The 21,246-nt window shown below is 46.3% G+C and carries 24 protein-coding genes and 1 riboswitch; of the genes, 10 read left to right on the top strand and 14 right to left on the bottom strand.

The window, feature by feature from the left end; genetic code table 11:
* Positions 1 to 57: 57 nt before the first annotated feature.
* The 10 genes from BLT53_RS18975 to BLT53_RS18930 all read right to left on the bottom strand — a co-directional run bounded on the left by BLT53_RS18975 (position 58) and on the right by BLT53_RS18930 (position 8,052).
* Positions 58 to 279 carry a hypothetical protein gene (locus BLT53_RS18975; RefSeq protein ID WP_090237418.1) on the bottom strand — a complete coding sequence of 74 codons (222 nt, stop codon included), beginning with the start codon at positions 277 to 279 and terminating at the stop codon, positions 58 to 60.
* 77 nt (positions 280 to 356) lie between these two features.
* Positions 357 to 1,007, bottom strand: a complete 651-nt coding sequence (locus BLT53_RS18970) for a phosphatase PAP2 family protein (RefSeq protein WP_090237416.1) — start codon at positions 1,005 to 1,007, stop codon at positions 357 to 359.
* The gene (locus tag BLT53_RS18965; RefSeq protein WP_090237414.1) at positions 1,004 to 2,050 is read right to left on the bottom strand and encodes a phosphotransferase; all 1,047 of its coding nucleotides are present in this window, start codon (positions 2,048 to 2,050) and stop codon (positions 1,004 to 1,006) included. Before BLT53_RS18965 ends, BLT53_RS18970 begins: the two co-directional genes overlap by 4 nt.
* 118 nt (positions 2,051 to 2,168) lie before the next feature.
* Positions 2,169 to 3,566 (bottom strand): Na+/H+ antiporter NhaC, encoded by a 1,398-nt coding sequence (gene nhaC, locus BLT53_RS18960; RefSeq protein ID WP_090237412.1) that lies wholly within the window; start codon positions 3,564 to 3,566, stop codon positions 2,169 to 2,171.
* Positions 3,567 to 3,754: 188 nt separating this feature from the next.
* The gene (locus tag BLT53_RS18955; RefSeq protein ID WP_090237410.1) at positions 3,755 to 5,161 is read right to left on the bottom strand and encodes an amino acid permease; all 1,407 of its coding nucleotides are present in this window, start codon (positions 5,159 to 5,161) and stop codon (positions 3,755 to 3,757) included.
* 76 nt (positions 5,162 to 5,237) lie between these two features.
* Positions 5,238 to 6,032: a serine hydrolase gene (locus tag BLT53_RS18950; RefSeq protein WP_090237409.1), complete on the bottom strand. Its 795-nt coding sequence runs from the start codon at positions 6,030 to 6,032 to the stop codon at positions 5,238 to 5,240.
* 148 nt (positions 6,033 to 6,180) lie between these two features.
* Positions 6,181 to 6,414 carry a spore germination protein gene (locus BLT53_RS25495; RefSeq protein WP_090237408.1) on the bottom strand — a complete coding sequence of 78 codons (234 nt, stop codon included), beginning with the start codon at positions 6,412 to 6,414 and terminating at the stop codon, positions 6,181 to 6,183.
* A 99-nt stretch (positions 6,415 to 6,513) separates the two neighbouring features.
* The gene (locus BLT53_RS18940) at positions 6,514 to 6,756 is read right to left on the bottom strand and encodes a spore germination protein (RefSeq protein ID WP_061974403.1); all 243 of its coding nucleotides are present in this window, start codon (positions 6,754 to 6,756) and stop codon (positions 6,514 to 6,516) included.
* Positions 6,757 to 6,794: 38 nt separating this feature from the next.
* Entirely contained in the window at positions 6,795 to 7,043 is a 249-nt protein-coding gene (locus tag BLT53_RS18935; protein ID WP_090237406.1) for a spore germination protein, read from the bottom strand.
* Positions 7,044 to 7,122: 79 nt separating this feature from the next.
* A complete protein-coding gene (locus BLT53_RS18930; RefSeq protein WP_090237405.1) occupies positions 7,123 to 8,052 on the bottom strand; it encodes an MBL fold metallo-hydrolase in 930 nt (309 codons plus the stop codon).
* A 109-nt stretch (positions 8,053 to 8,161) separates the two neighbouring features.
* Positions 8,162 to 8,278, top strand: a riboswitch (SAM riboswitch).
* Between the two features lie 94 nt (positions 8,279 to 8,372).
* Here BLT53_RS18930 and BLT53_RS18925 point away from each other — a divergent pair.
* A complete protein-coding gene (locus BLT53_RS18925; protein ID WP_090237404.1) occupies positions 8,373 to 10,220 on the top strand; it encodes a bifunctional homocysteine S-methyltransferase/methylenetetrahydrofolate reductase in 1,848 nt (615 codons plus the stop codon).
* Complete coding sequence (gene metH / locus BLT53_RS18920) at positions 10,213 to 13,656, top strand: methionine synthase (RefSeq protein ID WP_090237402.1); 3,444 nt, start codon at positions 10,213 to 10,215, stop codon at positions 13,654 to 13,656. The genes BLT53_RS18925 and metH overlap by 8 nt, the downstream gene beginning before the upstream one ends.
* A gap of 35 nt (positions 13,657 to 13,691) precedes the next feature.
* Here the strand turns inward: metH and BLT53_RS18915 are convergent, their stop codons facing one another.
* Positions 13,692 to 14,198, bottom strand: a complete 507-nt coding sequence (locus tag BLT53_RS18915) for a PTS sugar transporter subunit IIA (RefSeq protein WP_090237399.1) — start codon at positions 14,196 to 14,198, stop codon at positions 13,692 to 13,694.
* Between the two features lie 230 nt (positions 14,199 to 14,428).
* Here BLT53_RS18915 and pdxK point away from each other — a divergent pair, with 230 nt between their 5' ends.
* The 4 genes from pdxK (at position 14,429) to bshB2 (ending at position 16,690) form a co-directional block, all read left to right on the top strand.
* Complete coding sequence (gene pdxK, locus BLT53_RS18910; protein WP_090237398.1) at positions 14,429 to 15,241, top strand: pyridoxine/pyridoxal/pyridoxamine kinase; 813 nt, start codon at positions 14,429 to 14,431, stop codon at positions 15,239 to 15,241.
* Between the two features lie 84 nt (positions 15,242 to 15,325).
* Complete coding sequence (locus BLT53_RS18905) at positions 15,326 to 15,523, top strand: YfhD family protein (protein ID WP_090237397.1); 198 nt, start codon at positions 15,326 to 15,328, stop codon at positions 15,521 to 15,523.
* A gap of 142 nt (positions 15,524 to 15,665) precedes the next feature.
* Positions 15,666 to 16,016, top strand: a complete 351-nt coding sequence (locus BLT53_RS18900; RefSeq protein WP_090237395.1) for a YojF family protein — start codon at positions 15,666 to 15,668, stop codon at positions 16,014 to 16,016.
* A gap of 11 nt (positions 16,017 to 16,027) precedes the next feature.
* Positions 16,028 to 16,690, top strand: a complete 663-nt coding sequence (gene bshB2, locus BLT53_RS18895) for a bacillithiol biosynthesis deacetylase BshB2 (protein WP_090237394.1) — start codon at positions 16,028 to 16,030, stop codon at positions 16,688 to 16,690.
* A gap of 93 nt (positions 16,691 to 16,783) precedes the next feature.
* Here bshB2 and BLT53_RS18890 read toward each other — a convergent pair whose 3' ends face one another.
* A complete protein-coding gene (locus BLT53_RS18890) occupies positions 16,784 to 17,152 on the bottom strand; it encodes a DnaJ family domain-containing protein (protein WP_090237392.1) in 369 nt (122 codons plus the stop codon).
* A 108-nt stretch (positions 17,153 to 17,260) separates the two neighbouring features.
* Between BLT53_RS18890 and BLT53_RS18885 the strand changes: the two genes are divergently transcribed.
* Positions 17,261 to 17,665 carry a hypothetical protein gene (locus tag BLT53_RS18885; RefSeq protein ID WP_090237390.1) on the top strand — a complete coding sequence of 135 codons (405 nt, stop codon included), beginning with the start codon at positions 17,261 to 17,263 and terminating at the stop codon, positions 17,663 to 17,665.
* Between the two features lie 162 nt (positions 17,666 to 17,827).
* Here the strand turns inward: BLT53_RS18885 and BLT53_RS25190 are convergent, their stop codons facing one another.
* On the bottom strand, positions 17,828 to 17,995 hold the full coding sequence (locus BLT53_RS25190; RefSeq protein ID WP_170834433.1) for a hypothetical protein: 168 nt from the start codon (positions 17,993 to 17,995) through the stop codon (positions 17,828 to 17,830).
* Between the two features lie 129 nt (positions 17,996 to 18,124).
* Here BLT53_RS25190 and BLT53_RS18875 point away from each other — a divergent pair, with 129 nt between their 5' ends.
* The gene (locus BLT53_RS18875) at positions 18,125 to 18,409 is read left to right on the top strand and encodes a hypothetical protein (protein ID WP_090237387.1); all 285 of its coding nucleotides are present in this window, start codon (positions 18,125 to 18,127) and stop codon (positions 18,407 to 18,409) included.
* Positions 18,410 to 18,474: 65 nt separating this feature from the next.
* Positions 18,475 to 18,630: a hypothetical protein gene (locus BLT53_RS25185; RefSeq protein ID WP_170834432.1), complete on the top strand. Its 156-nt coding sequence runs from the start codon at positions 18,475 to 18,477 to the stop codon at positions 18,628 to 18,630.
* A gap of 32 nt (positions 18,631 to 18,662) precedes the next feature.
* Here BLT53_RS25185 and BLT53_RS18870 read toward each other — a convergent pair whose 3' ends face one another.
* A complete protein-coding gene (locus BLT53_RS18870) occupies positions 18,663 to 19,397 on the bottom strand; it encodes a hypothetical protein (protein ID WP_090237386.1) in 735 nt (244 codons plus the stop codon).
* 132 nt (positions 19,398 to 19,529) lie between these two features.
* On the opposite strand from BLT53_RS18870, the gene BLT53_RS18865 reads away from it, so the two are divergent.
* The gene (locus BLT53_RS18865; protein ID WP_090237384.1) at positions 19,530 to 21,134 is read left to right on the top strand and encodes an FMN-binding glutamate synthase family protein; all 1,605 of its coding nucleotides are present in this window, start codon (positions 19,530 to 19,532) and stop codon (positions 21,132 to 21,134) included.
* The last annotated feature ends 112 nt before the right edge of the window (positions 21,135 to 21,246 follow it).

The raw sequence follows: 21,246 nt of genomic DNA, 5'->3' as shown, positions 1-21,246 counted from the left end.
TCTTTCTTACTTGCAAGCACCAGACCAGTAACGAGGAGACATAATCATCATAAGTAATCATTCATTCATCTGTTCTGGGTGGCTTTGAATGGGAGAATACGTCTTTTCATAGGAGGTTTTTGTCTTCCATTTTTCCTTGACCTGGATATCGGGAGGAAGGATATGCTCTGAGGTTGCCTCCTGTTCACCAAACATTAATTGATAATAATATTTGCACATCTCTGCATGGTACTGATATTGCTGATAATAATAATCCATTTCATTCTGAGGGTTTGTCATCTGCGGCCAAAGGCTCCTTTCCCTGCAGCTGTGGTTTCCAGTACATTGTATGTCCAGACCTAGTCGTTTTGCTTATGTTATTGCCTATAAGCCCTGATTTCCCTGCATTTCTGATACCATGCCCCACAAAGAAAAAGCCAGGATGTCCCTGCCAGTAATCCTCCCACAATATCACTCGGAAAGTGTGCTCCCAGATAGACCATGCTGAAACCCACTAACAGGATAATAGCTGAGGTTAATACCGTCAGCCCTTTCAACAATGACCGGGACATCTTTATGTTCGTCCAAATCAGCACGCTGATACCGCCAAAGAAGGCGATAACGAGCATCGTATGCCGGCTCGGATAGCCAAAGCTGTTTTCCATAAGAAGCATCCCGAATGATGGTCTCAGCTGATGAAAAAGATTCTTCAGCAAGCCGTTTATGATATAGGCTCCCCACACCGTTGACATCAGGAAGATACTCTCATATACCCTTCTAAAAAGAAGAAGATAGATCGCTGCTGCAGCCATCATGGGGAGTAAGGTATATTTGGATCCCAGTTGCTGGATGAACATAAAAATAGCGGTCCATTGAGGTGTTCGCAAGCTGTAAACTGCCAGCAGCAGATGATGGTCCGCCTCTTTTAGCAGGCTCCAGTAAATAAAGAGGGAAAAAACAAGAAAAGCCGTACCAGCCAACAGTCCAATGCAAAGGAACCAAAGGAAAGATGTATACCCTTTTTTCACCTGCCTCCCCCTTTTGTCATTTCCTCAAACAACTGCAAGGAGGGTTCCAGTAGAGAAGGGTAATATTGTTTGAACAGATCTTCTTTTTGCTGATCATGAACGAGAATTCCAAGCAGTTTAAAATAAGAAAACTCGGTTGGATGGTCGAAGTGGCGGTAGCACCAGCTCTCCATCCTTCTGGGAAAAGCGAGGAAAGAAAACAAACACCTCCACTCAGAATAAGACAAAGGCTCCCTTGAAGCCTCATGATAGCCCTTAATAAACCGGTGGATAACAGAAGGATTCCAGTTATGCGATGGTGCAAAATAATGAATAAATGAGGCAAGATCATATGTGCGTTCTGCAAATAACAGAGACTCCACGTCAATCAAGTGGATTTCCCCCTCCGCATTCAGCAGTATATTCCTCTGATGCAGACTGCCATGCGAGAGAACTCCTTTCACCCCTCCAACATCATTTTGGACATCGCGTATATACGAAGACGACAGCCGGCATCTCATTTCCAGAACATCCAGCATCCAGGGTTCCATGATCCACTCCGGCACGGGTTCATAACGGGATTTCCACCTTTGAACATCCTGATGTATCCTGTGCAATTTTTCAAGGCGCTGACCATATTCCATCCGAGGGCTGTTTTTCGGCGGCACTATCCCTTCTGATGCCTGATGAAAACGGGCCAGGGTTGATCCGATTTGTTCGATTAATGGCAGGTCCGCAAAAAGAATGTCCTCTCCTTTTACCCATTCTTCCATATAATAAAGCTCGTTATCATGTTCAAAATATACTTGTCCGTTTTTGCAAGGCAGAACACTTGGTATAAACGGAAAGCCGTTTAGCCTGATCCATTTGATGCATTGATAAACAAATGGCAAGTCAATGAGCTCATTTGCATTTTTAAACCCGAATATCCCCCGGTTTGTGGACACTTTCGGGATCGAAAGGATACGATCAATGGAGTGCACGTTTAGTCCATAATTTGTATTGATTAAAGAGGACAGGACAGCATCTGATAAAAAAACCTTTTGGCCCCGGACCTGTTTCATACGTTCCGCCTTCTTTCTCGCGCATAATCTGCTGTTGCCTAAAATCTATCATTTTATCTTATGAAATAAACGTGGACTCCATAACTAAAAAAGCATCCGGAGAAATTCCGGATGCTTTCTAGGATGCCTTTGTTACCGCTGATAATTTTGTTTTTTTCATGCTGAGTCCAATTCCGCTGTATGCGTAAATCAAGGTAAACAGCGGAGAAAGGTAGAGCAGGAAGGCATACGGAATATAATCGAGTGCTGAAACTCCAAGCGTAGCTGCAAAAAAGGCGCCACTAACACTCCATGGAACGAGCGGGTTAATCAGTGTTCCGGCATCTTCCATCGTTCTTGAAAGGTTCTTCAACGGTACCCCGTTCTTTTCAAAATGCTTCTTAAACGCCTGTCCGGGAAGCAGGATGGAAAGATACATTTCCCCTGTTAGCAAATTGACGCCCAAACCGGCTGCCGCCGTGAAGGCGATTAAATGCCCCGTATTCTGAAGCATTTTTTTCACTGAACCCAGCAGCACATCAATAACCCCAAGTTCCTGAAGCAGTCCGCCAAGGGAAAGGGCGATGATAATAAGCGATACCGACCACATCATTGGGATAAGACCGCCTTTATTGACGATCGCATCGACCGCTTGATTGCCCGTTTTCAGGTCCATTCCGTTCTCCAGTGTATTCATCACCTGTGCGATGGTCATGTCCGGATTCAGCATGAAAGCTGTAACGACCGCCGTAATGACACCAGTAAGAAGCGTAGGCAGGATCGGCAGTCTTCTAAAGGCCATCAGCATGACGATAAGAGGAGATATGAGCGTGACAGGAGTAATTTCGAAGTGCTCTCCGAGTGTTTTTTTCATATCGGCTAATTGGTTCAAAGAGGCACCTGAGCCCTGGTGTCCGGCAAAAAAGAAAATAACCGCTGTAATCACAACCGCAGGAACCGTTGTCCACATCATATGACGAATATGCTCAAACAGGTTCACACCTACTGTGCCGGAGGCCAGGTTGGTGGAATCCGATAATGGCGACATCTTGTCGCCGAAACAGGCACCGCATATGATCGCACCTGCTGCGAGTCCCGGGTTAACGTCCAGTACGTGGGCAATCCCCATCAAGGCAACCCCAACCGTGCTTGCTGTGGTGAAACTGCTTCCTGTAAAGGTCGAAACAAGAATGGTAATAAACAAAGCGCTGAGCGCAAACCATTCTGGTTGAATAAAATCCATTCCGTAAAAAAGGAGCGTGGGCACCGCTCCGCTTACCATCCAGCTGGCAATAACAAAACCGATCATGATCAACAACAAAAGTGGCTGTATGCCGCTGACCACTCCTGATATCAGACCACGTTCAATCCGTTTCCAGTCGCTCCCACCCAAAAGAGCAAAGATTCCTGTTAGTACTACACAGAAAAACAATGGAATGTGCGGCTCTACTTTTACGATAACCAAGCTTGTAAACATGGTGCCTACGATGAATATAAATAACAGGATAACACCTGGCAATTTCATTTTACTGTTCATGAATGACCTCTCCCTGATGCACATTAAACTTTTATCTTTACTTAAACGCTTAAACGCTTTTATGCGTTGAAGTATTGTCACAATATGTTATAATACCGAATTCGCTCATACTTGTCAATCTGAACCTTCCAACTGGAAAATGATACAAAAAAAGCAGCAGACTGATGGATCAGCCCTGCTGCCTTTCATTAAATCACTTCCCGCCGAAGCGTTCCGACTTTTTCTTTTTTCTTAATAACCAGATAGTAATAGAGGTAACAACCGATAAAAAATGGAACTCCAAGGTAAAGAGCAAGACGCTGATCTGGATCAAACGCCATACTCACAAGAACTCCTGTGTTGAGGGTGGTAGCCAGAATCGGCAAGATGGGATAAAGTGGTACCTTAAATTTCAAGTCCTCTACCTTACCGCCATCGCGGATATACCTTCTTCTGAACGCCAGCTGTGAGGCGGTAATAGCAATCCAGCCCACTTGCGCTCCAAGTCCTGCGAGCGAGAGCAACCATTCAAAAACGGTTTTTTCCGCTTTAAAGCCTGTTAACAGGGACAAAAGCGCAATGCCGATTGTAATGTACAAAGCGTTCATCGGAATGCCGCGCTTGTTGACTTTGGCGAGCTTTGGACTTGCCATGCCTTCCTTTGACAACGAATAGAGCATTCTTGTCGCGGCATAAAGCCCGGAATTGGCGACAGAAAGCAAAGCCGTCAGAATAACAAAATTCATTAAATCAGCTGCATATGGAATTCCAATGCTGTCAAATACAACAACAAACGGGCTTTCCACTTTGCCGGCCTTCTCCATCGGCATCAGAGCTGCCAGCACTCCAATGGCCAGCACAAAGAAAAAGAGTGTCCGCCATACCGTTTGCTTAATGGAGCGCGGAATGGTTTTTTCAGGATCTTCACTTTCACCAGAAGCAATCCCGATTAATTCGGTCCCCTGAAAGGAAAAGTTCACAGCGATCATGGTAACAAACAAGGCGGTAAACCCGTTCGGAAACCAGCCTGCAGATAAAAAGTTGGTGAATGCGGGTGCAGAACTGGCCCCTTTCATATCAATCCATCCGAACATAGCCGCTCCGCCAAGAACGATAAACAGGATAATAGCAATCACTTTGATGCTTGCAAACCAAAATTCAGCCTCTCCAAATGCTTTTGCCGACAGGGCATTTAACGCAAAAAGCACCACCGCAAAAATCAGGCTCCACATCCAGAGCTCCGAATGAGGAAACCAGCGCTGCATAAGAGCAGATGCAGATAAAAACTCCAGCGCCACGGTAACTGCCCATCCCAGCCAGTACAGCCAGCCCACCGCAAACCCTGTGCCCGGCCCGATAAATTTGGACGTGTACGTCTGAAAAGAGCCGGATACCGGCAGGGCGACCGACAGCTCCCCAAGACAAAGCATCGTTAAGTACATGATAAAACCGCCCACCAAATATGAAAGCACAGCACCTGCAGGACCCGCATCGTGAATGGTCATCCCGGAACCCAGAAAGAATCCTGTTCCGATTACTCCACCCAATGAAATCATGAATAAATGCCGGGCCTTCATGCTGCGCTTCAGCTCGTGATTGTTCTGATTACTGTTCATCTGTTCACCTCTTGTTGTTTTGTGTATGCGCTTTCATTATTTTATCATTTTCTGTCGAAAAACCAAAAACATTTTTTTAATTTTTTTGAACACTCATTAAATACTCCTGAATCGCCGTGCCGATCGCTGCAAGCTTATGCCGAGCCTCGGCTTCATTGCTGAGATTTTTCGTCAACACCGCTGCGATAACGGTTGTGTCTTTGTACTCAAATATACCGGCATCATGCTCTGTGCCCTGAAGCTCACCTGTCTTATTGGCAATCATAACTACTTCTTCGTCCATACTCCCTGGAAGTTTATGGCGAAACTGCTGATTCCGTAAAATATCCAGCATCATGACCCTGCTTTCGTTTTTCATCAGCTTCCCGTGGTGAATTTCTTTTAAAAGAAGAACAACATCTTTCGCAGACGTGTAATTGTTCTTCCCCTCTTGGATTGCTTTAAAGTCCATAAGCTTTCTTTTAAGCACGGTTCGATGGCATCGAAGTGCCGTAAGCAATGCGTTAATCCGCTCCCTTCCCGCTTGTTCAATCATCACGTTTGCTCCAGTATTATCCGATACTGTAATCATTAAGGTTAAGACGTCCAAAACGGTAAGTGACGCATCCGGCGATAAATGGTTAATTATTCCCGCCCCGCCTACTTTGTCTTTTGGCTTGATAGGTACCGGCAAAGACAGGTCAAGAAGACCCGCTTCCTTCTGCCGGAAGGCTTCGATCAAGATCGGCAGCTTGATCAGGCTTGCCGCCGGGAACACCTTCTCTTCATTTTCACCTATGTATCCTTCCTCAGTTTCAATATAATACGCAAATTCCCCAGTGAGAGGGTCAATAATGCCGTTTAACCTGTTTTTAAGCTCGTTTAACGTCATTTCCTGCTCCTTTCTCGTGTCTGCTTCCCTAAATAAAGTTCTTTATTTGGACAGCAGACTCCTTTTTGGGGATGGTTTTTGATAAAGATTTACCCAACCCGCACACAAAAAAACGCCCCACACTCAGGGCGCTTTCCCGTTTTGCTATTCATTTTTGCTGTCCGCCCTGTCCTTCACTCTGAATCATATCGTTTACATCGTTGTCTTCGTTAAAATTCAGCATGTAGGCACAGGCATCCGAACAATCGCCAAACGTGATAACGGCTCCCACTGATTTGGTATTGGCTGTATGGCTGTTTTGAATGGTGGTCCCAATATCAAGGTTTCCGTTCATCGTCACACCGTTCACACTGATTCTGCCTATTTTAAAAGAATAACGCAAATCTGTTCCATCCCTTTTTGTCTTTACCTTCAGTGTATGGCTTGAACAAAAAGCTGCTTGGACAGACTGCCCCATTCTAGAAAAACAGGCGGACAAAGATTACGGCTGGGCTACGATTGGAGCGGATGGGTTCGCGATTTGATCCTGGTCGCTGATGTCCGGATCGATATTACTGTTTACCATGAAACCAGTCGAAGGTGAAAAGTCACCCAAAGAAACCGTGGAACCGACGGATTTTGTGTTGGCTGTATGGCTGTTATGCACCGTGGGACCAATGTCAATGTTACCGTTCATGGTCACACCGTTCGTTTTAATGTTAAAAATGTTAAAGAGGTAGGGCATAAAGTGGCCTCCCTTCAAAAGTAATGATGGCTTATCAGTTACGAATGATTCTGGCTTGTAAATGCTGCATCTGTGTTTCCAAATTCGTTCTGATCATGAACATCCGGATCGAATACCATATTCTTCATCATCGCTTCAGCCGGGGAATGGTCACCTACAGAACTATTGTCCCCTGTCGATTTTGTATTGGCTGTATGGCTGTTATGGAATGTAGATCCCAAATTCAATGAACTGTTGCTCGCCAGGCTGTTTATTTTTAAATAATAGATATTTACCATGCACCCCATTGCTATCTCCACCTTTAAAAGTGTTAGTGTAGTGTATGATAAATGTCCTTTAAAGGTGAAAACCCCAGAATCTCACGGATTACGAAACCGGTTCCTTCCAAAGCGTCTCTCCAAGCGGCAAAACCTTCAGCCTGGCCTCATCAAGGCTCAGTTTCTCCCACTCTTTTTCTAGGCGCTCCAGAGCTTCCGGGCCGGTATCGTCCGCCAAACGGTAGGCGCCGTAATGCATGGGGATAAAAAGAGAAGCGCCTGTTTCCAGAAATGCTTTAACCGCATCTTCCGGATTGATATGCGAGACCTTCATAAACCATTCCGGTTCATAAGCGCCAATCGGCATAAGCACCGTATCCGGTTTTAAACGTTCTCCAATTTCCAAAAACCCGCGAAAATAACCGGTGTCTCCAGCAAAATAAAGGCTTTCGCCCGTTTTCAGGTCTTGGATTACCCAGCCTCCCCAATGGGATGTGTTCATGTCAAAAGCGCTCCTCCGCGTCCAGTGCTGAGCAGGAACAAACGTTATCTTCACGCCCCTGTCCACGAACTCCTCCCACCAGTTGGCCTCTGTTACTGTTTGATACCCTTTTTTGCGAAACAGACCTTTAAGTCCGGCAGGCACATAAAAGGATATTTTTCCTTTTAGCTGTTTGATACTGTTGAAATCAAGATGATCATAATGCCCGTGGGAGATAAGAACAAGATCGATTTCCGGCAGCTGCCCGGCAGACAACCCAGGAGATGTGAGCCGTTTTTGCAATCCCATTTTTGTTGCCCATACCGGATCTGTCAGGATATTCAGTCCGCCCATCTGCAAGAGAAATGTTGAATGGCCGATCCAGGTAATCGAGTGTTTGCTGCGGTTTTCTTTTAATCTCTCAGGCTCTTTTTCCGTGCTCTGCTGAATCTGTCGGGTCAAATCCTTTTTATTGCTTCGTCTTTCCCGCTGCCAGCGGAGTAAATCTTTAAATGTATGTGTATTTTCAATGCCGTCAAGGTTGGCGAACTTCTTCATCGTACGGATTCCTCCTGTTTGATACGATCCTGGCAAGATTGTAAAAAGCTATTGAAATGTTCTAATAATTATTGTAAGGTATAAAGAACTAATTTTATAGCAATTTGGTTTCTTATCCAGAGAGGTTAAGGGAATGGCCCGTTGACACCTCAGCAACCTTCAGCTATTGCGTGCTGAAAAGGTGCTAAGTCCAACAAGTTCGATTGCAGAACTTGAAAGATAAGAAGAATGACATCGAATGTTCAAAGTCTTCTTCTTTAAGAAGGCTTTTTTTATTTTTTGGGCCACTGGAAGATACCGAACCAACAGGAGGACTCATAATGGGATTATTGAAAGACCTAGAAAGCAAGATACTGATCGCTGACGGAGCCATGGGAACGCTGCTATATTCCTATGGAACGGACTGCTGTTTCGAGCAGCTGAATCTGTCCCACCCTGAACAGATCCAGTCGATTCACCAGGCTTATATCCAGGCCGGGGCAAACGTCATACAGACCAATACGTACAGCGCCAACTATATTAAGCTGCAGCGGTATGGACTGGAGGAGCAGGTAAAAGAATTAAACAGCGCAGCCGTTTCTCTAGCAAAAAAAGCAGCCGGCGGCCATGCGTACGTGCTCGGAACCATTGGAGGTATACGGGGAACCGGCCCCAGTTCTTTGTCTCTTGAAGAAATTAAAAGAAGCTTCAGGGAGCAGCTGTACTGCCTTCTCCTCGAGGGTGTAGACGGGCTTCTTCTGGAAACCTTTTATGATTTGGAGGAGCTGGAGGCCGTATTAAAAATCGCCCGAAGCCAGACCGATCTGCCGATCATTTCACAGATTTCTTTGCAGGAGGTGGGCATCTTAAATGACAGAACTCCGGTCAATACAGCGATTAAGCGGCTGGAGGAGCTGGGATCGGATATCGTCGGGCTCAATTGCCGGCTCGGCCCTTTCCACATGATCAAAACCCTGGAGGAAGTAGAGATTCCAAAGCATGCTTTTCTTTCCGCCTATCCCAATGCGAGCCTTCCTTCCTATGTGGATGGCAAGTTCCAATATGAAGGCGATGCGGAGTATTTTAAAAATAGTGCTTCCCTATTCAGAAATCAGGGTGTCCGTCTGCTTGGCGGCTGCTGTGGAACCACTCCTGCTCACATCGAGGCCTTCGCAACAGAACTGGACGGTCTCTCACCTGTTACAAAAAAGGATGTACGCCGGCGGCCTGAGCCCATTGCTGTTGCACCATCCGGGCAAAAGCCTCAAATCTCTCTGCCGAAAATTCTGCAGGAGCGGCGCTCGGTCATTGTGGAGCTCGATCCTCCCCGAAAACTGGACACGACGCGATTTTTCGAAGGGGCCAAAGCTCTCAAGGAAGCGGGCGCAGATGCGATTACGCTGGCAGACAACTCTTTGGCCTCGCCAAGAATTTGCAACACCTCGCTGTCATCTCTTGCAAAAGCGCAGACCGGTACCCAGGCCATCGTCCACCTGGCATGCCGTGACCGTAACATCATCGGTTTGCAGTCCCATTTGATGGGCCTTCACACGCTAGGTCTTCACGACATTCTGGCCATAACTGGTGATCCTGCAAAAGTGGGTGATTTTCCGGGCGCTTCCAGCGTCTATGATGTAACTTCAATCGAGTTGATCAAAATGATCAAGCAGTTTAACGAAGGGATCTCCCTCTCCGGTAAAGACCTCGGAGAGAAAACCCATTTTACGGTAGGAGCGGCCTTTAATCCGAATGTGAAAGCTCTCGATCGCGCTGTACAGCGCGCAGAGAAGAAAATAGAAGCCGGCGCGGATTACTTTATTAGCCAGCCCGTTTATTCCGAGGAAAAACTGGTGCAGTTCCATGAAGCCGTAAAAGACCTTCCTGTTCCGGTCTATGTGGGCATTATGCCCCTGACTTCAAGCCGCAATGCCGACTTCCTTCACTATGAAGTGCCTGGCATTAAGCTGAGCGATGAAGTAAGAAGCCGGATGGCGGAATTCAAGGATGATCCTTTGGCCGCAGCGCGTGAAGGACTGGCCATTTCAAAGTCATTGATTGATGCAGCCACAGAACTCTTCAATGGCATCTACCTGATCACGCCGTTTATGCGCTATGAATTAACCGTTGAATTGACGAAATATGCATATAATATTGCCCCCAAAAACGTAAGGAGGATACAAAATGTCTAACATCACCCTTGAACAACAGCTAAAGAAGAAAATACTGATTATGGACGGGGCGATGGGTACCATTCTCCAGCAAGCCAACCTGACAGCAGACGACTTTGGCGGCGAAGAGCTTGAAGGCTGTAATGAAAATCTGAATTTCACCCGTCCGGATGTGATTCTTGATGTGCACCTTCAATATTTGAAAGCGGGAGCCGACATCATTGAAACCAATACGTTCGGAGCCACAGACATTGTCCTCGATGAATATGGTCTCGGATATAAAGCCTACGAAACAAATAAAGTAGCAGCAAACATTGCACGCCAGGCCGTTGAACAAATCTCGACCCCCGAATGGCCGCGCTTTGTGGCGGGTTCCATGGGTCCGACAACAAAAACGTTAAGTGTAACTGGCGGAGCCACCTTTGAGGGGCTCACAGCCTCATATGAGGAGCAGGCACGCGGTCTGATCGACGGAGGGGCAGACTTGCTTCTTTTGGAAACGAGTCAGGATATGCTCAACGTAAAAGCCGCTTTCATCGGCATTAAACAAGCATTTAGATCGACGGGAAAAGAGCTGCCATTCATGGTGTCCGGAACCATTGAGCCCATGGGTACCACGCTTGCCGGCCAGTCCATTGAAGCATTTTACATTTCGCTTGAGCATATGAAGCCGATAGCGGTCGGTTTAAACTGCGCCACCGGACCTGAATTTATGACCGACCATGTTCGTTCCCTTTCTTCACTCGCGCTCTCTGCTGTCAGCTGTTATCCAAACGCCGGACTGCCAGACGAAGACGGAAATTACCATGAAACACCTGAAACGCTGGCAAAGAAAATGAGCGCGTTTGCCGAAGAGGGATGGCTGAACATTGCCGGCGGCTGCTGCGGAACCACTCCGGATCATATCCGCGCAATTGCAGAGGCGATGGAATCCCTGCCTCCCCGCCAGCTTCCCGAAAGCCACTCACACGTGGTTTCCGGTATCGAACCGCTGATTTACGATGATCCATCCATGCGGCCGCTCATGGTAGGTGAACGGACGAACGTCATCGGGTCCAGAAAATTCAAGCGTTTAATCGCGGAAGGAAAGTTTGAAGAAGCTTCTGAAATTGCACGTGCCCAAGTTAAAAAAGGCGCCCACGTCATCGATATCTGCCTGGCTGACCCCGACCGGGATGAACTGGAGGACATGGAGAATTTCATTAAGGAAGCGGTCAAGAAAGTAAAGGTTCCGCTTGTGATCGATTCAACCGACGACCAGGTCATTGAAAAGGCTCTAAAATACTCCCAGGGAAAAGCGATCATCAACTCTATCAACCTCGAAGACGGCGAAGAACGGTTTGAAAAAGTGGCACCGATTATTTCCCGTTACGGTGCGGCCGTGGTTGTCGGAACGATTGATGAAAAAGGAATGGGGGTAACGACAGAGCGCAAGCTGGAAATCGCCAGGCGTTCCTACGATCTTCTGGTCCATAAGTACGGCATTGCTCCAACCGACATCATTTTTGACCCTCTTGTCTTTCCTGTCGGAACCGGTGATGAGCAGTATATCGGCTCTGCAAATGCGACAGTGGAAGGGCTCCGGAAGCTGAAAGAGCAGCTTCCGGAATGCCAGACCATTCTCGGCATATCAAACGTATCCTTCGGTCTGCCTCCTGTCGGCCGTGAAATTTTAAATGCGGTTTATCTGTATTACTGCACACAGGCTGGATTGGATTACGCGATTGTGAATACCGAAAAACTCGAACGCTTCGCCTCCATACCGCAAGAGGAAGTGGAGCTTGCAAAAGCACTGCTTTTCGAGACCAATGACGACAATCTTGCAAAATTTACGGAATTCTACCGTGGCAAGAAAAAAGAGGCAAAAACTCCTGTTGTGGAGCTTCCCCTTGCGGAACGTCTCGCATTTTATGTGGTAGAAGGAACCAAAGAAGGGCTTATTCCGGACCTTGACCTTGCGCTAAAAGAGTACGACGCACCGCTGGATATTATTAACGGTCCTTTAATGGCGGGAATGGAAGAAGTTGGCCGGTTGTTTAACGATAATCAGTTGATTGTGGCAGAGGTCCTGCAGAGTGCCGAAGTCATGAAAGCTGCTGTCGCCCATCTTGAACCCCACATGGAATCGGGCGGAGCGGTGAGCACCAAAGGAAAAGTGGTGCTTGCCACGGTGAAAGGCGACGTGCATGACATCGGAAAAAACCTGGTGGACATTATTCTCGGAAACAATGGTTATGAGGTAGTAGACCTTGGTATTAAGGTGACACCACAAGAACTGATCCAGAGCATTCAAAAAGAAAAACCGGACATCATTGGCCTTTCGGGCCTGCTTGTTAAATCTGCTCAACAAATGGTGCTTACGGCTTCGGACTTAAAGAATTCCGGCATATCTGTTCCTATTCTTGTAGGCGGTGCCGCTTTAACGCGCAAATTCACGGAAAACCGGATCGCCAACGAGTATGAGGGTACTGTTCTTTATGCGAAGGATGCGATGGATGGATTAAGTCTTGCGAACAAGCTTCAAAAAGGGGAAACCTTTGAAAAACCTGAGGTCAAGGCACCTGCTGAGGAACCTGAGGATTTCCCTGCCGCAGGATCAGCGGCTTCGACTGCCACTGCGGTAAAAGTCCGACCCTCTGTGGATCAGTCGCTTAAGGTTTTTGTACCCAAAGATACGGAGAGGCATGTATTCAAATCCTACCCACTTTCCTCTGTGATTCCGTACATTAATTTACAGATGCTGCTTGGTCATCACTTAGGGGTAAAAGGAAAGGTATCGCGGCTGCTCGCCGAAAAAGATGAGCGTGCTCTTGAAGTAAAAGAAATGGTGGATCAGCTTTTGAAGGAAAGCCAGGAAAACCACTTGATTGCGCCGGCCGCACTGTATCGGTTTTTCCCTGCACAGTCCGAGGACGAGAAATTATATATTTACGATCCGAATGATACATCACGGATCATCGAGACCTTTGAATTCCCGCGCCAAAGCCGAAGCCCGCATCTCTGTTTGGCAGATTATGCAAAACCGGCAGAGAGCGGCGAGATGGATTATGTCGGATTCTTCGCTGTTACAGCGGGAAGCGGCATTCGTGAACGTGCGCAGCAGCTCAAAGCAGAGGGCCGTTTCCTCGAAAGCTTCGCCCTTCAGTCCCTGGCCCTTGAAACAGCGGAAGGTCTGGCCGAGCTGGTGCACAGGCAAATGCGAGATAAATGGGGATTCCCGGATCCTGTCAGCATGTCCATGCAAGACCGTTTCTCCGCCAGATATCAGGGACAACGGTTTTCATTCGGCTATCCTGCCTGCCCCGACCTTGAGGACCAGGCAAAGCTCTTTAAACTCCTTGAGCCTGAGGAAATCGGCATCCAGCTGACCGAGGGCTTTATGATGGAACCGGAAGCATCGGTTACCGCACTTGTGTTTTCCCACCCACAGGCCCGGTACTTCAACGTATTGGTATAAAAAAAACCAGGAAGAAGATTTCTCTTCTTTCCTGGTTATTTAATGTCCGTGATGCGCATGATCTGGGTTGTCCCCGCCTGAGCCTGATCCGGACTGAGCTTTTCAACACTACCCGCTTTCTCACCGTTTGTAATGATAATGGGTGTAACGGTGCTTTTTGCTTTTTCTTTGACGAGGTCCACGTTAAATGAAATCAACGGTTGGCCTGTGCGTACACGGTCTCCTTCTTTCACAAGAGAAGTAAAGCCCTCCCCTTTCATCATTACCGTTTCAAGACCAATATGAATGAGGATTTCAAGACCCGATTTGGTTTTGATTCCGACCGCATGCTTGGTCGGGAATACCTGGAGCACCTCGCCATCGACCGGCGACATCAACTCACCATCTTCCGGGACTACCGCAATGCCGTCACCCATCATTTTTTCTGAAAAAACGGGGTCAGGCACTTCTTCAAGAGGAATAATTCTGCCATTTAAGGGTGAAACCACAATTTCTTCAGTGGGTGTGTCTTGATCTTTTTTTCCAAATAACTTTCGCAGCATAAGAACACTTCCTCGTTTTATTTTTATTTTTATTTATTAAGTAAACCATACCTGTGAGGCTGGAAGCAAAGAAATAATGTCTGCTACTACTTTACACGTTTTCCCGGCAAACTAAACAATGATCGGTCAAAAAGGATCAAAGAAAGCCACCGGCTTTGTCTCGGATCAGATCATTGCTATAATAACATTTATCGATAATCATAAAAAAAGGCATAAAAGGAGATTGGACAATGAGTATGTATAAAGCATTAACCATTGCCGGTTCCGATACTAGCGGCGGAGCAGGCATTCAGGCAGATTTAAAAACCTTTCAGGAGCTGGGTGTATATGGAATGACAGCCATTAACGTAGTGGTGGCCCAGGATCCGAAGCGTGACTGGTTCCACGAAGTCTTTTTGCTTCCTCTTGATTTGTTCAAGGCCCAGCTTGAAACTGTTCTTGGAGGGATTGGTGTGGACGCAGTGAAAACGGGAATGCTCGCTTCTGTTGACGTCATTAAAGCAACAGCCGAAGTGATTGACAAGTACGAATTGAAAAATGTAGTGGTTGACCCTGTTATGGTCTGCAAAGGAGCTGAACCGCTTCAACCCGAGCTCGCCGATACGCTTCAAAACGTTCTTGTGCCGCGTGCTACGGTCGTGACACCAAACTTGTTTGAGGCAGCCCACCTGGCAGGCATGGCCCCGATCACAACGGTTGACGAAATGAAGGAAGCGGCGCAAAAGATTCAGTCTGCAGGTGCCAAGTATGTGATCGTCAAAGGCGGCGGCAAACTTGTACATGAAAAAGCGGTGGATGTGGTATTTGACGGAGAAACCTTTGAAGTTCTTGAATCCGACCGAATTGACACCACTTACACACATGGCGCTGGCTGTACGTACTCTTCCGCTGTAGCGGCAGAGCTGGCCAAAGGAAAATCGGTGAAAGAAGCCATCTCTGTGGCCAAGGACTTTATTACGGAAGCAATCCGGCATTCATTCCCTCTGAACGAGTATGTTGGCCCAACAGACCATAGCGCTTACCGTAACTCCAAAAATGTATAATATCTACAAGAGCTTTTCCACGAATAAAAAATGCCGTGCATTGGGACGCTAACCACTATACTTTTATGAAAAGGTGGGGTAACCATGGGCAGAGGCAACAGCCATAAACAGCCGGCACGTGACAAAAATAAAGCAAAGCTTCCTCAAACACCAAAATATGAAATCGTTCATGACAACCAGGAAGCCGAGCTGGCAGAGGAACTGACTTCTCAATATGAGCTAACATCGCCTCCGGGCTTCGAGCCGACAGAGGTAATTCGTAGGGATGAACAGAATAAATAAAAAGGTGAAAAGAGGAATTAAGCTTAGCGAATTCCTCTTTTTTATGGTCAAAAAGCCCTGTAGCCGTCAGGCAGTTTATTTAACGCTTTGGCAATCGTTCAAGTATAATGATTGCAATGAAGCTTATTGAGGAGGGAAAACCTTGCAGCCGATCACACTAGATACGGTTCAAAACGAGATCAACAAGTTTTTGAACCAGGATGTCTACTTACATTTGGAAACAACAAACGGAGCATACGCTTCTCACTTTAATCAGTCGTTCTTTTCAGTGGGCGCTTATATACGAAATGCAAAAGTGAATTTTGAGCGGGGAATCATCACGGGAGACAAAGCTCCTTACCGTGCTGGACTAAAAATTGAACTGGGATGGGTTTACGCTGAAGGCCTGACGCATTGGGAAGTAAACGAGGACGGACAGCTATTGCTTGCCGGACATGATGCAGAAGGAAAATTGGCTGTTGCACTTCAGCTTAGCCCCCATCCGTTTGAATAGGAGGTTACTATATGTCACAAGAACATGTTTTAGTCGTATTTCCACACCCTGATGATGAAGCATTCGGAGTTTCCGGCACCATCGCCATGAATACTGAAAAAGGAGTACCTGTCACTTATGTGTGCCTCACATTAGGCGAAATGGGCCGTAACATGGGAAATCCCCCCTTTGCCACTCGTGAATCCCTGCCGAAAATCAGAAAAAAGGAACTGCAGGCAGCTGCCGACACACTGAACATCAATGACCTTAGAATGTGGGGCTTACGCGATAAAACCGTAGAATTTGAGGATCCCAAAACATTAACAGCGCGGATCGGCAATGTGATCGATGAGCTGAAGCCTACGTTGATCATTACCTTCTATCCCGGCTACAGCGTGCATCCGGATCATGAAGCAACAGGGCGGGCCGTTATCCGGGCAGTGGAACAGCTTCCGGAAGACGAGCGTCCTGCCGTTCATTGCGTGGCATTCTCCAATGATTGCTACGAGATGCTTGGTGAGCCTGATGTGGTCAATGATGTGAGCTCAGTATCACACCAAAAGCTTGAAGCGATTAAAGCACACCGTTCGCAGACCGAATGGATCATCGCGGCGATGGCTGAAGAAAATCCGGAAAAAGTACCGGAAGTGCTGAAGCGGATCAACAAAGAGCAATTCTGGACATATAAATTTTAACTCGCAATAAGCTGGCTTCTGTGGAGGCCAGCTTTTTTATACGGCCAATCGGGCTGAAAATAAAAACAAAAGCCCCCGTATACGCGGGAGCTGTTAAAATTTTTTATAAATTTTATCACGGTACATTCCGAATGCAGAGGAACTGGACATCCTTCGCTTTTCCATCAACGAATTAAACCGCAGTGACTTCTCGGTCCATTTCTTTTTGAGCGTTTCTTTTTCCTCAGGGTTCTGGCAAAGGTCAATCAGATCCTGAATCGACATCATTTCTTTTTTCAACTGAACTTCTTCAGGAACATACCCTGCATTTTTCAGGATTTTGTAGCCCATTCTTAATTCTTGGGGAACGGTGGAGAGTTCTTCGAGTTTAAGCGGTTTTCCTTTTCCCGGCAAATGGTCCAAGTCTCCCTTTTGAATTGCATCCTTAATGCGCTGCTCAGCCATCATAAAGGCAAAATCCACACGCCAACTCCCCTTTCCAAAGAGTATTTATCACACTTTATTATACTACATCGTACTATTTTTTGCTCAGCCGCATAAAGATGAAGTAAAAACCGAGGGGGTTAATAGATGGATATAAAAGTGGGACAAGTTACCGAAGAGATGGTATCACGCTTTCATGAGCTGAATCAGCTCTCGAAAGCCATTGACGCAGAGCTGTCCGAGTTAAAAACAAAATTCAATACTCATTTTGATTCTGTTCTTGGACAAAGCGAAAAGGGCGAAATTCGGTACGGAAATTATAAGCTGCAACGGCAAATTCGTAAGTCCGAAAGCTTTCATAACGAAAAAACCGTTCAAAAACTGGAAGAACTGAACCTTCAGGATTGTATCGTAACAACGAAACAGCCTGATAAGCAAAAAATTGAAGCCGCTCTGACTCTCGGCCTGATCCCCTATGGAGAATTAGATGAGTGTGTACAGCGCAAAATTACACCAGTCATTGTCGTAAAAGAAACGCCCATCGTCAAATAAGAGCCCGGGTTACGGGCTCTTATTTCCAAGGTACGGGCCCCAAAACGGACATGCCAATACATTTACTTATTGGTTTGGTTCTTCCTGGATTGGATGATACTGGTGCCGTCTGAATCGCAGTAAACACATCTTCCATCACAGGTTTCGTTTCCGCATCAATCTTCAGAAAGGTCGGGATATGCTTTTGGGAATAACAACGATATGCACCATAAAACGGTCGGATAAGATAATAAGCCAGTGTGTGTTCCGTTTCCCAAATCTGTTCCACTTCCGTATTACCACTTCATCCTTCATCGCAATCAGCGTAATCTGCTGCAATCGCCAATTCACACATCTCCCCTTTCTTTCAAACTTCCATACTGTGTATCTGAAGTTTGTCTTTAACTTTTTTAAAAGAGATGAATAGATTCATAGATTAGGGCAATACTGGTTGTAAATAAGCTTAAGGGGATGAGCGGAATGAACGTATATGAATACACTGTGATGAATGTTGTGATGGCTTTTGAAGAGAAAGACTTGAATATCATAGATGAACATTTGATGAAAGTTGCCTATAAATTGGCAGATGATTTTACGAAAGAGCAAATTTCGGTTTCCTTGATCACCGCCATCGTGATGGATATTATGCCTGGCATTATACATATTGAAGCCGGCCCCCATGACTGGCAATTCGACCTCGACGGCAACTATATCGGAAATGGGATGTTCAACGATGTTTCCGTAGAGCTGGTGGGAATGGTTTAAAATATCGTCCATTGGCACATAATCTTTATGAAACGATATTTCAACCAAAGAAAGGATACTCCATTATGTCTCGCGGAAAAGAATTTGAACATAAGAAAAAAGGGCACCCAGGTAATTTTCCTGAAGGAAGCATTACCCCTGACCAAGGGAAGGAAAAAGCGGAAGTGGATCCGTATATCGTAACAAACGAAGCCTTCAAAAATCGAAAAGAAGAAGAATAACGATCAACCGCCGGACAACTGCCGGCGGTTTTTTATGTTGCAAAAAAGGTTCGCAGTTTTTCCTGCATCGCTCGCTTTCTTTCTCTCAACTGCCGGTGCCGGTGGCCATTGGCACCTGAAGGATGGGGAAAACCAAGCAAGCACTGTGACTCTTCAATCTTTCCTTCGCCGATGAAAACCCGAAGAACGTCTTCCACGGCTTTTCCGAGTGGAATAATCAATGGGCGTTCAAGCGCAAGGATATCTGTTTCTAAGGTATCTCTTGCATAGTTCATTAAAAACGAGCTTTTCCGGATGGGCGGCTGGTGCCCAGTATAGTTCTTGCCGTTTACAAACAGAGGATATTTAATGATCGAAACGGTGTGAAGCAACTGCCGTTCTTCTCCAAAAAGAGCATCAGCACCCGGAAGGTCAAGTAACGAGGGCAGCCCCAGTTCATCCAGCATCTGAACCAGATGGGTTCTCATGCTTCCTGAAAACTGGGCAGCCTTTTTTGCCGCTGTTAAAATTTCTGTCGTGTCCTTCTGTTCTTCAAGAAGCCTCCTTGCTGTCCGGAAGGCGAGTTCCATCTGCACCCACCCGGGAGTAATTCCAATAATCATGATTTTTCCGTTTTCATTCACCGCTTCATTATGCGGAGAGTAATACATTTCAAGGTGACCGTTTTTTTCCATCAGAAACGCGGAAGTCAGCAAGTCTTCCCTGCGGTACCGTTCTTTTACCGGCAAGGATCGCAGTGCCGTTTGGTAATGATCAAATAACTTCATTTGCCTCTCCTTTTATAACATCAATTCTTTACCAGTATACCCGTTCTTTCTCTGGTTTTATTTTTACCATTCGTGGAAAAGGAAGGATAGGGATTCTGGATTCAGTTCACAAAATTTTCAAGGAGGATTGTGATGAACGTTCTATTTGATCTGGTTATTGCTTTACTTATCATTATTGGTATCATGCTTTTGGTTCCCCTTGTCTTCTTCATCTATTTATACATAAAAGACGACCGCCAAAAGCAGCATTCCATCCTTAGGAACTTCCCGGTTCTCGGGAAAGTCAGATACTTCACAGAAAAGATAGGGCCGGAGCTCAGGCAGTATCTGTATAACAACGACAATGAAGGAAAGCCTTTTTCACGCAAGCAATTTCAGGATGTAGTGAAGTCGGGAAAATATAAAGACAGGCTGGTCGGCTTTGGCTCTCTAAGGGATTTTGGTGATGAGGGGTTTTACATCCGTAATACCCTATTTCCTAAATTGAGAACCGAACTAAAAGTGGACAATGAGCCCAAAATCAAAACCAGAATTTATGTCGAGGAAGGTGATAACTTATTCTCCCGAAAGGAGCACAGTGAAGAACGTCTGATAAACCCGGTTTTTCTTACGGATGACAATGCCGTGATTCTTGGGGAACATACATGCCGGCAGCCGTTTAAACTGAAAGGACTGATCGGCCAATCCGGCATGAGCTATGGCGCTCTCGGTGAACATGCGATTACCGCTTTATCCAAAGGACTGGCCATGGCCGGGGGAACATGGATGAATACAGGTGAAGGCGGGCTGTCCAACTATCATCTTGCAGGCAAAACGGACATTATCTTTCAAATCGGTCCGGGTCTATTTGGAGTAAGAAACCTAAATGGAGAATTTTCATGGGAAGCATTTAAGAAAAAAAGTGAAATGGAACAGATTAAAGCGTTTGAGCTCAAGCTTGCACAGGGGGCAAAAACGCGCGGCGGCCATGTAGAGGGTGAAAAAGTCACCGAAGAAATCGCAAAAATACGGCTGGTGGAACCAGGTAAAACGATTAACAGCCCCAACCGCTTTAAAGAGTTCGACTCTCCGGCATCTCTTATTCACTTTGTAGAAGAATTAAGAAATGTATCCGGGAAACCCATTGGCATTAAAATTGTTGTGGGCGACCTGGACGCATTGGAAGAATTAGTGGCCTATATGAAAGAAAGCGGAAAAGGCCCTGATTTTATTACCGTCGATGGCGGTGAAGGCGGAACCGGGGCCACCTTTCAGGAACTGGCCGATACGGTCGGACTGCCAATCCAGTCTGCCCTTCCCATTGTCGATGAAATGCTCAAAGAATACGGCATACGGGACAAGGTCAAGCTGATTGCTTCCGGCAGGTTGATTACCCCTGACAAAATCGCCATTGCGCTTGCCATGGGAGCGGACCTGGTCAACATTGCCCGCGGATTCATGATCAGCGTCGGCTGCATCATGGCCCAGGTTTGCCATACGAATAACTGCCCTGTCGGGGTGGCAACCACCAACAAAAAGCTGCAGGACGGGCTCATCATTGATGAAAAACAATACAGGGTCTGCAACTATCTGGTTTCGCTGAGGGAGGGTTTATTTAACCTTGCAGCAGCAGCAGGGATTGACTCGCCGACCAAGTTTGAACGAAAGCATATCGTTCATAAAGATAAGCTCGGCCGTGTATTCCCGCTGGATGAGATTTTACACGCCGCAAAAAGGACGCAGCATCAAGAACATTAACAGTAAAAAAGGCAGCTTATCGCTGTCTTTTCTTTTGCACTTGTATTTCGGCCTATTTACAATCCATTTTTTTTTGTATAGTATTTAGATAAACATCTAAATACTTTTTCTT

Origin of the sequence: Fictibacillus solisalsi (genome assembly GCF_900103485.1) — a bacterium.
GTDB lineage: Bacteria > Bacillota > Bacilli > Bacillales > Fictibacillaceae > Fictibacillus_C > Fictibacillus_C solisalsi.
This window is presented reverse-complemented; position numbering and strand designations above follow the sequence as displayed.

Excerpts from the sequence above, each read along its gene's own strand:
- BLT53_RS18930 (WP_090237405.1), bottom strand. The coding sequence starts at position 8,052 with ATGAAGAAGTTCGCCAACCTTGACGGCATTGAAAATACACATACATTT.
- BLT53_RS18955 (WP_090237410.1), bottom strand. The coding sequence starts at position 5,161 with ATGAACAGTAATCAGAACAATCACGAGCTGAAGCGCAGCATGAAGGCC.
- BLT53_RS18975 (WP_090237418.1), bottom strand. The coding sequence starts at position 279 with ATGACAAACCCTCAGAATGAAATGGATTATTATTATCAGCAATATCAG.
- BLT53_RS18950 (WP_090237409.1), bottom strand. The coding sequence starts at position 6,032 with ATGACGTTAAACGAGCTTAAAAACAGGTTAAACGGCATTATTGACCCT.
- BLT53_RS18915 (WP_090237399.1), bottom strand. The coding sequence starts at position 14,198 with ATGCTGCGAAAGTTATTTGGAAAAAAAGATCAAGACACACCCACTGAA.
- BLT53_RS18875 (WP_090237387.1), top strand. The coding sequence starts at position 18,125 with ATGAACGTATATGAATACACTGTGATGAATGTTGTGATGGCTTTTGAA.
- BLT53_RS18865 (WP_090237384.1), top strand. The coding sequence starts at position 19,530 with ATGAACGTTCTATTTGATCTGGTTATTGCTTTACTTATCATTATTGGT.
- BLT53_RS18965 (WP_090237414.1), bottom strand. The coding sequence starts at position 2,050 with ATGAAACAGGTCCGGGGCCAAAAGGTTTTTTTATCAGATGCTGTCCTG.
- BLT53_RS18905 (WP_090237397.1), top strand. The coding sequence starts at position 15,326 with ATGGGCAGAGGCAACAGCCATAAACAGCCGGCACGTGACAAAAATAAA.
- BLT53_RS18925 (WP_090237404.1), top strand. The coding sequence starts at position 8,373 with ATGGGATTATTGAAAGACCTAGAAAGCAAGATACTGATCGCTGACGGA.
- BLT53_RS18940 (WP_061974403.1), bottom strand. The coding sequence starts at position 6,756 with ATGCCCTACCTCTTTAACATTTTTAACATTAAAACGAACGGTGTGACC.
- BLT53_RS18885 (WP_090237390.1), top strand. The coding sequence starts at position 17,261 with ATGGATATAAAAGTGGGACAAGTTACCGAAGAGATGGTATCACGCTTT.
- BLT53_RS25185 (WP_170834432.1), top strand. The coding sequence starts at position 18,475 with ATGTCTCGCGGAAAAGAATTTGAACATAAGAAAAAAGGGCACCCAGGT.
- metH (WP_090237402.1), top strand. The coding sequence starts at position 10,213 with ATGTCTAACATCACCCTTGAACAACAGCTAAAGAAGAAAATACTGATT.
- BLT53_RS18935 (WP_090237406.1), bottom strand. The coding sequence starts at position 7,043 with ATGGGGTGCATGGTAAATATCTATTATTTAAAAATAAACAGCCTGGCG.
- BLT53_RS18870 (WP_090237386.1), bottom strand. The coding sequence starts at position 19,397 with ATGAAGTTATTTGATCATTACCAAACGGCACTGCGATCCTTGCCGGTA.
- bshB2 (WP_090237394.1), top strand. The coding sequence starts at position 16,028 with ATGTCACAAGAACATGTTTTAGTCGTATTTCCACACCCTGATGATGAA.
- pdxK (WP_090237398.1), top strand. The coding sequence starts at position 14,429 with ATGAGTATGTATAAAGCATTAACCATTGCCGGTTCCGATACTAGCGGC.
- nhaC (WP_090237412.1), bottom strand. The coding sequence starts at position 3,566 with ATGAACAGTAAAATGAAATTGCCAGGTGTTATCCTGTTATTTATATTC.